General features: G+C 53.6%; 14 protein-coding genes. 12 read left to right on the plus strand and 2 right to left on the minus strand.

What is annotated here, in order from left to right; translation table 11 throughout:
- Positions 1 to 71 precede the first annotated feature (71 nt).
- Positions 72 to 1,232, minus strand: a complete 1,161-nt coding sequence (locus tag A3K92_RS00605) for a pyridoxal-phosphate-dependent aminotransferase family protein (protein ID WP_088884434.1) — start codon at positions 1,230 to 1,232, stop codon at positions 72 to 74.
- Between the two features lie 164 nt (positions 1,233 to 1,396).
- Between A3K92_RS00605 and A3K92_RS00610 the strand changes: the two genes are divergently transcribed.
- From A3K92_RS00610 to A3K92_RS00630, 6 genes are all read left to right on the plus strand, one after another.
- Positions 1,397 to 2,563: an MFS transporter gene (locus A3K92_RS00610; protein WP_088884435.1), complete on the plus strand. Its 1,167-nt coding sequence runs from the start codon at positions 1,397 to 1,399 to the stop codon at positions 2,561 to 2,563.
- Between the two features lie 88 nt (positions 2,564 to 2,651).
- A complete protein-coding gene (locus A3K92_RS00615; protein WP_088884436.1) occupies positions 2,652 to 3,200 on the plus strand; it encodes a 50S ribosomal protein L16 in 549 nt (182 codons plus the stop codon).
- A gap of 127 nt (positions 3,201 to 3,327) precedes the next feature.
- Positions 3,328 to 4,470 carry an RNA ligase gene (locus A3K92_RS00620; protein ID WP_088884437.1) on the plus strand — a complete coding sequence of 381 codons (1,143 nt, stop codon included), beginning with the start codon at positions 3,328 to 3,330 and terminating at the stop codon, positions 4,468 to 4,470.
- A gap of 140 nt (positions 4,471 to 4,610) precedes the next feature.
- Complete coding sequence (locus tag A3K92_RS00625; protein ID WP_088884438.1) at positions 4,611 to 5,999, plus strand: ATP-binding protein; 1,389 nt, start codon at positions 4,611 to 4,613, stop codon at positions 5,997 to 5,999.
- A 3-nt stretch (positions 6,000 to 6,002) separates the two neighbouring features.
- A complete protein-coding gene (locus A3K92_RS09665; RefSeq protein WP_257789299.1) occupies positions 6,003 to 6,128 on the plus strand; it encodes a hypothetical protein in 126 nt (41 codons plus the stop codon).
- Positions 6,129 to 6,133: 5 nt separating this feature from the next.
- Positions 6,134 to 7,006 (plus strand): hypothetical protein, encoded by an 873-nt coding sequence (locus A3K92_RS00630; RefSeq protein ID WP_157722393.1) that lies wholly within the window; start codon positions 6,134 to 6,136, stop codon positions 7,004 to 7,006.
- Between the two features lie 5 nt (positions 7,007 to 7,011).
- On the opposite strand, the gene A3K92_RS00635 is transcribed toward A3K92_RS00630, so the two are convergent.
- The gene (locus A3K92_RS00635; RefSeq protein WP_088884440.1) at positions 7,012 to 8,094 is read right to left on the minus strand and encodes an AAA family ATPase; all 1,083 of its coding nucleotides are present in this window, start codon (positions 8,092 to 8,094) and stop codon (positions 7,012 to 7,014) included.
- A gap of 797 nt (positions 8,095 to 8,891) precedes the next feature.
- Between A3K92_RS00635 and A3K92_RS00640 the strand changes: the two genes are divergently transcribed.
- From A3K92_RS00640 to A3K92_RS00665, 6 genes are read left to right on the plus strand one after another with little or no spacing between them, the layout of a single operon-like run.
- Positions 8,892 to 9,662 (plus strand): putative RNA uridine N3 methyltransferase, encoded by a 771-nt coding sequence (locus tag A3K92_RS00640; protein WP_088884441.1) that lies wholly within the window; start codon positions 8,892 to 8,894, stop codon positions 9,660 to 9,662.
- A 1-nt stretch (position 9,663) separates the two neighbouring features.
- Positions 9,664 to 10,704 (plus strand): 50S ribosomal protein L3, encoded by a 1,041-nt coding sequence (locus tag A3K92_RS00645; RefSeq protein WP_088884442.1) that lies wholly within the window; start codon positions 9,664 to 9,666, stop codon positions 10,702 to 10,704.
- Positions 10,705 to 10,714: 10 nt separating this feature from the next.
- Positions 10,715 to 11,482: a 50S ribosomal protein L4 gene (rpl4p, locus tag A3K92_RS00650; RefSeq protein WP_088884443.1), complete on the plus strand. Its 768-nt coding sequence runs from the start codon at positions 10,715 to 10,717 to the stop codon at positions 11,480 to 11,482.
- A 6-nt stretch (positions 11,483 to 11,488) separates the two neighbouring features.
- Positions 11,489 to 11,749, plus strand: a complete 261-nt coding sequence (locus A3K92_RS00655; protein ID WP_088884444.1) for a 50S ribosomal protein L23 — start codon at positions 11,489 to 11,491, stop codon at positions 11,747 to 11,749.
- Positions 11,750 to 11,762: 13 nt separating this feature from the next.
- Complete coding sequence (locus A3K92_RS00660) at positions 11,763 to 12,482, plus strand: 50S ribosomal protein L2 (RefSeq protein WP_088884445.1); 720 nt, start codon at positions 11,763 to 11,765, stop codon at positions 12,480 to 12,482.
- Positions 12,483 to 12,484: 2 nt separating this feature from the next.
- Complete coding sequence (locus A3K92_RS00665; protein WP_088884446.1) at positions 12,485 to 12,886, plus strand: 30S ribosomal protein S19; 402 nt, start codon at positions 12,485 to 12,487, stop codon at positions 12,884 to 12,886.

Genomic DNA, 12,886 nt, shown 5'->3' on the forward strand with positions numbered 1-12,886 from the left:
TTCTCCTACATTTCAGCATCAAAAGAAGAACGAGGTTGAAAATAGTGGAAAGGGAACCTAAGCTTAACTCCTCAGGCCCTCTTCTTGAGGTCCTCAATGACCTCGCGGAGGTTGGCGAGCATCTCTTCTATGTCATCAAAGGTCATGTAGCCCATGTTTCCAATCCTGAAGGTCTTCTCGGCGACGCTTCCGTAACCCTTAGCCAGCTCGAAGCCGCGCTCGCGCATCGCGTTGTAAACGTCAACGCCCTTCATGCCCTCGGGGACGACGACGGCGGTAATAGTTGGGCTCTCATAGCCGGGCTCTGCCAGAATTCCAAGGCCCATCTCCTTAACTCCGTTCCTTATCATCTCGCTCCTCTTTCTGTACATTCCGAGCCATTCTTTCTTGCCGCCCATCTTCTCGACTATCCTCAACACGACGTTGAGGCCGAATATCTGCGGGAGCGGCGGGGTTGAGGGCGTTCCCTTCTTCTTCTCGTTGAACTTCTTGTAGAGCGGGAGATCAAAGTACCATCCTCTCTCAGGCATCTTCTCGGCTATCTCAAAGACCCTCTCGCTTACTGCCGCAACCGCTAATCCCGGGGGAACGCCGAAGGCCTTCTGGCTGCTCGCGAAGACGAGGTCGATTCCCCACTCGTCGAACTTTATATCGGCACCACCCATCGCTGAAACGGCATCGACGAAGAGGAGCTTGTCGTGCTCATGGACGACCTTTGCCAGCTCTGGGAGCGGGTTGAGGACACCCGTTGAAGTCTCGTTGTAGGTTATCGTTACCGCGTGGACATCAGGGTTTTTCCTGATGGCATCGTCAAGCTCCTCCGGCTTAACAGCCTGCCCAGGTTCCTTCTCGAAGACAACGGCCTTTCTGCCGTTGGCCTCGACAACGTCGGCAAAGCGCTTTCCGAAGGCGCCTATGACAGTAACCAGAACCTTTCCGCCACGCGGGACGGTGTTTCTAACAGCTGCCTCCATGAAGCCTGTTCCAGAACTCGGGAAGAGGATTATCTCGCCCTTATCGGCCTCAAGGAAGGCCTTGAGCCTGTTGAGGGTATCAACGTGAACTTCCTTGGCCTCGGCAGAGCGGTGGCTGAACATCTGGACGCTCATTATCGCAAGAACCTCGGGGAAGCAGGCGACGGGACCGGCGGTGAAGAGCTTGTATTTGGGCTTCACCATCTCGTAAACTTCCCTGTAAGCGTCCTCGTACTGCATGTCAAACCTCAGCTCCATTAACATCACCTCGGCGGGAGTTGGCGCGAGAGCTATAAAAGGGTTCTCTTCAGCTGGAGGTTTGGTTTTTGAAGCTTTTTTCTTATGGATGTCCGATAAATGAAAAGTTTTCAACCCGACCAATACTTTTTAAAATTCCACACTAACGTTCAGAAGGTGGTCTGATGGAACTGCGACGCCTTGCTGGAATCATCCTGCTGATTATCTCCGCTTTCACCGGCACGATAGCCTTTCGCCTGGCAACTCCGGCCATAGCGTTTTACACCCGTGATATTCTCAAAGCAAGCATGCTGTCCGTTTCAATTGTATCAATGTCCTTTGTCCTCGCTAGGGCTTTTTCCTCGGTTCTGGGAGGTCTGATGCTTGAGAGAGGTAAAAAGCTTGTTTACGTTGGTGCCCTCGCAATGATGAGCAACGCGCTGGCCGTTCAACTCTACCCACTCACCTCTACATGGGTTCAGGTGGCTGGGATAAAGCTCCTCAACGGCTTCCTCAACGGTCTGAGCTGGCCGATGGCCCAGTTCGTCATAGCCGTGGCGACGCCCAACGAGATAAGGGCGAGGGTGACCTCGGTGTACTTCTTCTTTGGGAGCATAGCCTCACTCCTCGGGAACTACGTCTATGCCTATACCGCTAGCTGGGGCCTGTCGGAGCAGATGTGGATTTCCTCAGCTTTCTTTGTCCTGACGGGTCTGATAATGCTCCTAAGCTACTACCTCCTCTACGCCGAGATAACGCCGAGGCGGAAAAACACAGTCGAAGGTGAAAGACCGAGTCTGGACCCGAAGAGGGTTCTCGTAATTGCCTCCCTGATGGCGGTCATAGTCGCCTTTACCTCGGGGGAGATAACCTACGTCTACGTCTCTGAGGCTCTGGGGATGGACAAAGCAACGACCGCAACGCTCGTAGGCTGGGCCGGTTTTCTTGCCGCCATGCTGAGCTACGGCATCTCGTGGCTCGCCGACGTGAGGAGCGAGAGAAGAATGGTGGTTCTGACCTCTATCATGGTCGCCGTTTCCCCGCTTCTCGCGGCGGTGAAAACGGCCCCGACGGTGTTTCTTGGCATCTTCCTGGCCCTCTTTGCCTTCCAGAGCTTTCGTCCGATTTCGAGGAAGGTTTTAGTGAGCTACCATCGCTCTTCCCTAGCCATCGGTGGAATGAACGGGGTGCAGAACCTGTCCACTTTCCTTGGGGGAATGCTCTTCGGCTTCGCCTACTCCCTCGGGGAGCTTCACGGAGTCATAACCCTCAATCTTGCCTTGCTTACCTTTACACTAGTCTCCCTCCTGCTTCTCTGGGAGGCAGTTAAGCTTAAAGGCGGTGAAAAATAACAACCCACTAAGAGACCGTCCAAAACTTTTATAAAAGGGGGGTCAAGCTAAGTTTAGGCTTAGCTTACGCTCATTTGGAGGTGAGAGTATGGGACTGAGACCAGCAAAGATTGATAGGGACGTTGACAAGCCCGCTTACACGAGAAGGGAGTATATACGCGGTGCTCCGGGGCCGAAGATAACGATATTCGACATGGGCAACCTCTCCGCTGAATTCGAGTACGAGGTCAGCCTCCACGCCGAGCAGGCCATGCAGATAAGGCAGAACGCCCTTGAGGCCATTCGTATACAGGTCAACAGGTACCTCCAGAAGAACGTCGGAAGGAGCAACTACCACTTCAAGATAAGGGTTTACCCGTTCCAGGTGCTTAGAGAGAACCCGATGGCAACCGGTAGGAAGGCAGACCGTTACGGAAACGGTATGCGCAGGCCCTTCGGAAAGCCCATTGGACTCGCTGCAAGGGTCAAGAAGGACCAGAAGATCCTCACCGTCTGGGTGAACGAGGCCCACCTCAAGTTCGCCCTTGGAGCGATGCACAGGGCCAAGATGAAGCTGCCCTACTCAGCTTACTACAGGATCTACGACAAGGAAGGCAACGACATCACCACCAAGGTTCTTTCCACGATGAAGCTCTGATGTGCATGCTGAGCCCCTAGGGCTCTTCCTTTCACAACTTTTGTGCGCTTCCCATGGCGAATTTTTGTGCCGGGTTCGGGATCATAATGATTATTAACGATGCCGCCCTATTCTCCCCGGTGGGAAGATGGTAAGCTCACAGTTCAGGGATCTGCTCCTCAAACTTGGCGTTCCCGAGGACAGGCTTCTCGTTCTAGAGGGTAAGGGAGGCATCGTTGAGGACGAGTTCGATGGCATCAGGTACGTCCGCTTCCGCGATTCCGCCAGGGGGTTTCGCAGGGGAACGGTGGTCTTCGAGAACGGCGAGACAGTCCTCGGCTTTCCCCACATAAAGAGAATCGTCCAGCTTGAGAACGGGGTAAAGCGGATCTTCAAGAGCAGGCCGTTCTACGTCGAGGAGAAGGTGGACGGCTACAACGTCCGCGTCGTTAAAGTTGAGGACAGGGTTCTTGCCCTTACCCGCGGCGGCTTCGTCTGCCCGTTCACGACGGAGAGAATAGAGGACTTTGTGAACTTCGAGTTCTTTAAGGACTATCCAAATCTAATCCTCGTTGGAGAAATGGCCGGGCCCGAAAGCCCTTACATAGTCGAGGGACCGCCCTACGTGAAGGAGGACATAGAGTTCTTCCTCTTCGACATACAGGAGAAGGGAACCGGAAAGAGCCTGCCAGTTGAAGAACGCTATAAACTCGCGGAGGAGTACGGGATTCCGCAGGTCGAGCGCTTCGGCATGTTCGACCGCTCCCGCCTGGATGAGCTCTACGACCTGATAGAGCGACTCAGCAGGGAGAAGAGGGAAGGCATCGTCATGAAGAGCCCGGACATGAGGAAGATAGCGAAGTATGTGACGCCATACGCCAACATCAACGACATAAAGATAGGCTCGCACATATTCTTCGACCTCCCCCACGGCTACTTCATGGGAAGGGTAGAGAGACTCGCCTTCTACCTCGCCGAAAAGCACGTCAAGGGAGAGGAGTTCGACGAGTACGCCAAAGCCCTCGGAAAAGCCCTGCTGAGGCCATTCGTTGAGAGCATCCACGAAGTTGCCAACGGCGGAGAGGTCGAGGAGACCTTCACTGTGCGGGTCAAGAACATAAGCACCGCCCACAGGATGGTCACCCACTTCGAGAGGCTGGGCGTGAATATTCACATCGAGGACATCGAGGATTTGAAGAACGGTTACTGGAGGATAACCTTCAAGCGGGTCTATCCCGACGCGACGAGGGAGATAAGGGAGCTGTGGAACGGGTTGGCGTTTGTGGACTGAGGTTTCTGTTTTTGAAGCCGGTGATTTCTTTTTTAAATTCGCTGAGAATGATAATCGCCGTTATGATAACCGCGGTTATTATCTCGCTGGCCGTTTGAAGAGTTCGAAAGGCTTATAAGCACCAAAACCTACTCACGAGTATGATACCCACAAGTAAGTTTGTTGATAGGGAGGCCGAGCTGAACTTCCTCAGGGAGCGATATCGCTCGGGAAAGGCGGAGCTGATAATCCTCTACGGCCGGAGGAGGATCGGGAAGACCTACCTCCTGCGGAAGTTCCTTGAGGAAGTCGGCGGGCTTTATCTCCTCGCGGAGGAGAACGAGACGAATCTGGAGGACTTCTCCTCAAGGCTGGCCGACTACTTCAACGATCCCTTCTTGAGGGAGAACCCGATCCGGAGCTGGGGGGCGTTCTTCACATACCTCGCTGGAAAGAGCTCCGAGAGGCTCGTGGTTGTTATCGATGAAGTTCAGTACCTTGCCAAGGCAGACAAGGGTTTTCTGAGCACGATCCAGAAGTACTGGGATTTGTATTTAGCCGACACGAAGATAATGCTCATCCTCTGCGGTTCGCTCGTTTCCTTCATGGAGGGCATGCTCTCGGCGAAGTCGCCGATATATGGCAGAAGAACGGGAGCGTGGAAGGTGGAGGAGATAGGCTTCTTTGACCTGCTCGAATTCCACCCCATTGACTTTGAGACCGCGGTTAAGGTATACAGTGTCTTCGGCGGAGTCCCCCAGTACTGGGCGGACTACAACCCGGAGAAAGACTTCTGGGACAACATTAGGGCACTAATCCTCTCCAAGGGGGCCAAATACTACGACGAGCCCAAATACCTCCTCAAGGAGGAGCTCAGGGACGTTTCGAGGTACTTCTCGGTTCTCAGGGCCATAGCTCTCGGCTACACGCGTTTCGGCCAGATAGCGGATAAAGCAAGGATAGAAACCAAAAGCCTCGGCAAGTACCTCAACGTTCTGGAGGAGATGGGCTACATCAGGGAGGAGAGGCCCGTTTTGGGGAAGGGAAGGGCCGTTTACAGGATAAACGACAACGTCTTTGCCTTCTGGTTCCGCTTCGTCCTTCCGAGGAGGGACGAGATAGAGATGGGCTTCGACGTGGTGGATGAGATAAAGGGCGAGTTCAACGACTACCTCGGCTTTGTCTTTGAGGATGTGGCGAGGCAGTTTCTGGTTGAGATGAACAGAGCCAACAAGATGCCTTTCAGGTTCACAAAAATTGGCCGCTGGTGGCACAAGGGCGAAGAGATTGATTTGGTTGCTTTGAACGAAAGGGAGAGGAAGGCCCTCTTCGTCGAGGTGAAGTGGAAAGACCTGAGCGAGAGGGAAGCGCGGGGAGTTTTAAGGGACTTGGAGAGGAAAGCTGGGCTTGTTGGAGTTGAGGACTGGGAGAAGGCCTACGGACTGGTGGCTAAAAAGGTCGAGGGGAAAGAAGAGCTGAGGAAAGAGGGCTTTTTGGTCTGGGATTTGGCCGACTTCGAAAGGCTTATCTCCTCCAAAGGTGAAGTTTAGCGGGTGGTGGCGTTGTCGCTCTTGCCATTGGCCGGGATGTTCATATTCGGAGGTAAGAAGAGGAATAAGAAAAAGGAAGAGTGGATGAAAAAAATGGGGCTTAGTAAAAAAGAACTGGAAAAATACTAGCCCTGATGATTGAATTCAGAGGGTATGAAACGCACAAGAAGATTTCTAGACTCACAGGAGTAGATGCAGAAAAAATCGATCGTGTTCGAAGAGATGGTCCGGTCACACACACACTTAGCAGCACGTTCTCCGATGATATAGATAATCCGCACAACACGTTCTTCATATTCTTCACAGAAATGCTGATGCCACTAGCAGCGGAACTATCAGGAAAACAACACCCGATCGTAGGAAAGAAGGTTGTAAAAGCTGTGGAGTCGCTTGTAGGGAGTGATCCCAACGCAACCTTCGATAAAATACTAAACATGGAGGACCACAAAATAGCTAAAGTTATTGGTAAGCACATAGAGGATGTCAGAGATAGGCCACTATCGAACGAAGAATGGGAGCAACTGGAGAAAGCAATAAGTGCAATAAAGAAGATATCTGCAAAGGTGTATTCCAACGGGCTCCAAGCGCCCGAAGCGCTGTACCGGGCAGCAGAGAGAAATGATTTTGATAGGGCTCTGGTCGAAGAGGGCATACTCGACGAGAAAGATGTAGCTATGATCAAACAAGTTTTCGCCGAGATCAGCAGTAAGAAGATAGAGGAAAAGCCAAAGCTCAAGCAAGCTCAGAAGCAGGTTAAGGAAGAGCCCAAGAGCTTACCCGAAGATGCCAAGCTCGAAGTCCTCTCCATCCTTCAGGCCTTGGAGTTCGCCGACTACTCCGAAAGCGCCAAGGAAAAAGCCCTTCAAAAGCTGGCCTCGATGCTCGAAGAGCTCTCGAAGGAAAAGCTCACGGCAGAAAACCTTCAGAGAATCGGCCTCGTGGCCTTCGCGCTCGAAATAATAAAGCGGGGCGAGTTTGAAAGGGCGGAGGAGATAAAGAGGCTCTGAGGGCTTTAAAGCTCCCTAAAAACTCTCTCAAGGACCGGATCCGAAATCCTGTACCTCCCGTTTTTCTTCTCGACGTAGCCCGACTTAACGAGGTTCTCAAGCAGGGCTGAGAAGTTGGAGTCGTTGACGTAGCCGAGCTTTAGCGTCAGGTAATCCTTGATGTCCTTCCAGCGGGAATAGCCGAGGCTTATGGCCTTCAGTATCACCCTGTACCTCGGACTGTAGGCGAAGAGCTTTGACAGCTCGCTGTTCACAACTGATTTCGCCTCCCTAAGAACTTCCTCGATGGCGTCTTCGTGGCCTACCCCTCTCGTAACCCTGACGTAGCCATAGAGGGCCAGCCAGCCTACTATTCCGTCGAGCTCCTCAACGGCTTTTTCAATCTCACGCTCGCTTACCCCAACTTTCTCCTCCTCGAAGCCCTTCCGCAGGAATTCGGCGCTCAGCTCCGGACTGAACCTGTTGAGGGTTATGTCGTGGTGGTACCTGCCGAAGAGCGGAGCCTCTGGGTCGTTGAACTTGAGGAAGTCGAAGAGCAGGCCCACTTCGGAACCAGTCAGGACAAAGCTCAGGTTCTCAAGGTTGTCGATTGCGTAAGCCAAAACCCCATCGTACTTTGTCGCCCCGCCAAAGCGGAGGTACTGGGCCTCGTCGAACGCTATGATGATTCTTCCTGCCTTTTCTCCGTACTCGTTGAGGGCCTCAAGCAGTTCAGTTATCGAGAACTCCTTTGAGGTTACCTCAACCCCAACCCCTGAGATGCTAACTCCTCTAACCCTTTCGAGGAAGACTCTCGCCTCCTCGATGATCCTCCGCTTTCCGCTCATTGCAGAGAGCAACATCTTTCCGATGACGTACCTGTTTACGGAGGAGAACTCGGAGTAGGTTTTCCGCACGTCTATCTTGATTGACGGGTTGGGAAGCTCGTTGAGGGCGACGTTCAGGAGGGAGCTTTTTCCAAGCCTCCTGAGCCCGAGAAGAAGGATTAACCTCTCCCCGCGACCTATTGCCTCCTCAAACTCTCTAAGCTCCCGCTCCCTGTCGAACAGCTCTTCCTTCTTCGTCTTTGGATAGGGGGAGAACAGCATTAACTTGCACCCCCACAAGTTACTTGCACCCCCACAAGTTAAAAGCCTTTCCCCACAACCTTTGCTCGCGCAAAGGTTGACCAAATGGCTCTGACTCTATTTAATCGCCTTGGAGTAGTTCGTACGTGTTTCGTTATGTAAGGGACTTTTAGTGGCTTTCTTGGGCAGGTAGTTGATGCCTGTTGGGGTTATCTCCTTCGCGCCCTTCGGGCGCTGTTAGAAGTAAACCCTTATCTCTAAAAAGCCAGTTTAAGTTTGAAAGCCACTGAAAGCAAGAGCACTCGAAAAGCACGTACAAACTTTGATGAAACTTTGCGAAGGCAAAGTTTCCCTCCGTGGGGCGAAGCCCCACTTCGGGGGTTTGAGAGTACAGAGCAAGCTTTAGGAAAGCTTGACCAAAGTTCGTAGCTCTCGTTCTGAAAGTTAATCTGGGCGGGTGATCCCCTCTACTGGTCGCTTTAATTCTGTGGAATTCACAAAGGCAAGTCGCTAAGAGTGAGTTCACTTTAAATCGACGCCCGAAGGGCGTCAGTGGGCAGGAACTCCTAATAGCACTTGCCCGTTGAGTTGAATTCCGTTTTTGGAATGGGCGTTTGGGGAGGGATCACACTCTTAGCTCCGGAAGTTCAGCGATGAGCTACCAACCTTGATCAAACTTCACGGAGGTGAAGTTTGCTTTGCAAAAAAATTTCACACTTCCCAAACCAAAAAAGGGTGGAAAGGTTCGAAAGCCTTTTAAATAGTCTCCATAGACCCCACTTCAGCGTTGAAGTTAGCAGAGCTAAGGATGACGGAAAATGGCCTGGCACGTCTTCATTCCAGATTCACTCCTCGAAGAGAGCAACGACCCGAAGATCAGAACCTACAAAGTTGGGCAAATTGCTAGAGCCTGCTCGATATTTGGCGTCGAGCACATCTGGATTTACAGGGCCGGCGGAAGGGACGGGAAGTTCATCAAAACGATCCTCGAATACGCAGAAACGCCGCAGTACCTCCGCAAAAGGCTGTTCCCCCTGATGCCAGAACTCAAGTACGCCGGCGTTATACCGCCGCTCAGGACACCGCACCACAAGCTCAAGGGAAAACCCAAGGTGGGCGAAATCCGTGAGGGCTTTGCCTTCAGGAAGGGCAAAAGGGTTTACGCGGACATCGGGCTTGAAGAACTCGCGATGGTTGAAGGGGATGTTGAAGGGCGCGCAACGTTCAGGATCGTATCGATAAGACCGCTCAGAGTGGTGCCAGCGAAGCCAGCTGAATACTGGGGGTACAGGGTGCACCTGACTCATAAGTCCCTGGCGAAAACACTTAAAAAGGCCGGGCTGGATCTGGTCATCGCGACCTCTAGGAAGGGTCGCGATATTAGAGAGGTGGAGCTTCCCCCGCTGGAGGGGGAGATCGGTTTCGTGTTCGGCTCACCGAGGAAGGGCGTGATGGAGCTCCTCGGCGGGGAGAAGTTCAACTTCGATCTAATCCTTAACACGATCCCTAATCAGCGGACTGAAACCGTCCGCACCGAGGAGGCGCTCCTCGCGACTCTCGCAATATTTAATCTCATAAGGAGGGATTGAGATGGGAAAAGTACACAGGCCTAGGAGAGGTTCACTGGCATATTCCCCGAGAAAGAGGGCCAAGAGCATAGTGCCCAGGATTAGAAGCTGGCCAAAGGACAGTGAGGTCAGGATGCTGGGCTTTGCAGGCTATAAAGCCGGAATGACCCACATCCTCATGATAGATGACAACCCTGGACTCACCAAGGGAAAGGAGATATTCGCGCCGGTCACAATAGTCGAGGTTCCGCCGCTCTTCGTCTACGGGATAAGGGCCTACAGGCAGGGCTACCTCGGCCTTGAAACAGCGACAGAGGTCTGGTTCCATGAGCTGAACGACTACGTCAAGAGAAGGATAAAGACCCTGCCCAAGGACTACGGCGAAGACGCATTCCAGGCCAAGCTCGGCCAGCTTGAAGACCTCGTCAACGACGGCGAGATAGTTGACGTTCGCCTTCTCGTCCACACCCAGCCGTGGCTCATCAAGCTCAAGAAGAAGCCGGAAGTCATGGAGTACGCCATAGGCGGCGACGACGTCAAGGCCAAGTTCGCCTACGCCAAGGAGAAGATCGGCAAGGAGATAAGGGCGAGCGAAGTTCTCCACGAGGGAGAGCTCCTCGACGTTATAGCCGTAACCAAGGGCAAGGGAACCCAGGGCCCGGTCAAGCGCTGGGGCGTCAAGGTTCAGTTCCACAAGGCCCAGAGGGCCGGAAAGGGCAGACACATCGGTAACCTCGGTCCGTGGCACCCGGCCCGCGTCATGTGGACTGTCCCGCAGGCCGGTCAGATGGGCTTCCACCACAGGACCGAGCTCAACAAGAGGCTCATCGCCATAGGTGAGAACGGAAAGCTCAATCTGGACGGTAACGAGATCGAGATAACCCCGAAGGGCGGCTTCCCCCACTACGGAATCATAAGGAGCGACTTCCTCATGATAGAGGGCACGATTCCGGGTTCCTTCAAGAGGATAGTAAGGGTTAGGCCAGCCATAAGACCGCCCAAGAAGAAGCCGCCCGTTGAGAGGCCGCAGATAACCTACGTCAGTAGGGAGTCCAAGCAGTGAGGTGAGATAGATGAAGGTTAAGGTTTTCAACCTCGAAGGCGAGCCCGTTGGGGAGATAGAGCTTCCAAAGGTCTTTGCTACGCCTTTCAGGCCCGACCTCATAAGGCGTGCAGTCATCGCTTCATGGACCCACAGGATACAGCCCCAGGGAAGGGACCCGCAGGCGGGTAAGAGAAGGGTTACCGAGAACATTGGAAAGGGCCACGGCATGGCGAGGGTTGAGAGGATAAAGACTCCGCCGAGGTTCGCGGCCTTCGTCCCGTTCGCCGTTGGTGGAAGGAGAACCCACCCGCCGAAGGTCGAGAAGATAATCTGGGAGGACATCAACAAGAAGGAGCGCAGGCTGGCTATAATGAGCGCTATCGCCGCAACAGCAAACCCTGACCTCGTCAAGGCTAGGGGTCACATCATAGACAACGTTCCCGCCTTCCCGCTCGTCGTCGTTGACGACCTCGAGAAGGTCTTCAAAACGGCACAGACCAGGGAGATATTCAAGAAGCTCGGCGTTTGGGACGACATCGAGAGGGCAAAGAAGAACACCAAGATAAGGGCCGGAAAGGGCAAGATGCGCGGCAGGAGATACAAGAAGGCCAAGGGACCACTTATCGTCGTTGCCAAGAACGAGGGCATCGTCCAGGGAGCGAGGAACCACCCCGGAGTTGATGTAGTTACAGTCGAGAACCTCGGTGTCGAGCTGCTCGCTCCCGGAACCCACCCGGGAAGGCTCACAATCTGGACGAAGGGAGCAATAGAGAAGCTTAGGGAGATTTATGGGTGATGGGAGATGGATCCGTACAAGGTTATCGTAAGGCCCGTCGTTACCGAAAAAGCCGTTTCGCTCATCGAAAGGGAGAACAAGCTCACCTTCATAGTCGATAGAAGGGCCACCAAGCAGGACATCAAGAGGGCCGTGGAAGAGATGTTCGATGTGAAAGTCGAGAAGGTCAACACCCTCATAACAATGAAAGGCGAGAAGAAGGCCTACGTGAAGCTCAAGCCCGAGTACAACGCAAGTGAGGTTGCTGCAAGAATGGGATTGTTCTGACGGGGTGAGTGAGATGGGAAAGAGTTTGATCCAGCAGAGGAGAGGTAAGGGAACCACGACCTTTAGGGCCCCTTCGCACAGGTACAGGGGCGCTGTTAAGTACGTTCCGCTCAACATCACGAAGGAGAGGACCATCAGGGGAGTCGTTGAGGAAATCCTCCACGACCCTGGAAGAACGGCTCCAGTTGCCCGCGTTAGGTTCGAGGACGGGACTAAAAAGCTTATCCTTGCTCCAGAGGGAGTTCTCGTTGGTCAGGAGATTTACATTGGACCTGAGGCCCCGATAGCGATAGGCAACACCCTTCCGCTCGCAAAGATACCGGAGGGAACCTACGTATACAACATCGAGGGCATACCGGGTGATGGTGGAAAGTACGTCCGCGCCGGGGGAACTTACGCCCTCGTCGTGAGCAGGGAGAAGGACAAAGTCATAGTCCAGCTTCCGAGCGGTGAGCTCAAGCAGTTCAAGCCCGAGTGCAGGGCAACGATAGGTGTTGTCGCCGGCGGCGGTAGGCTCGAGAAGCCCATCGTCAAGGCTGGTAAGGCCTACTACATCGCCAAGGCCAGGAACAGGTTCTGGCCGAAGCCGAGAGGTGTCAAGATGAACGCCGTCAACCACCCGCACGGTGGTAAGGAGCACCACATCGGAAGGCCGAGCACCGTTTCCCGTAGGGCTCCGCCCGGAAGGAAGGTTGGCCACATAGCCGCGAGAAGAACTGGTAGGAGGAAGTGAAGATGGCGAGAAGGAAGGAGTTTAGGTATAGGGGTTACACGCTCGATGAATTACTCAACATGTCCCTTGAGGAGTTTGCAAAGCTCCTCCCGGCCAGGCAGAGGAGGAGCCTCAAGAGGGGCCTTAGCCCTGAGCAGAAGAAGCTCCTCAGGAAAATAAGGCTTGCCAAGAAGGGCAAGTACAAGAAGCCGATAAGGACCCACAGCAGGGACATGATTATACTTCCCGAGATGGTCGGCATGACCATTCACGTCCACAACGGCAAGGAGTTCGTTCCCGTCGAGATCAAGGAGGAGATGATAGGCCACTACCTCGGAGAGTTCGCCATGACGAGAAAGGTCGTCCAGCACGGCTCACCTGGTGTCGGTGCAACGAGGTCATCGATGTTCGTGGCAGTTAAGTGA

The organism is Thermococcus gorgonarius, from assembly GCF_002214385.1.
Lineage (GTDB): Archaea > Methanobacteriota_B > Thermococci > Thermococcales > Thermococcaceae > Thermococcus > Thermococcus gorgonarius.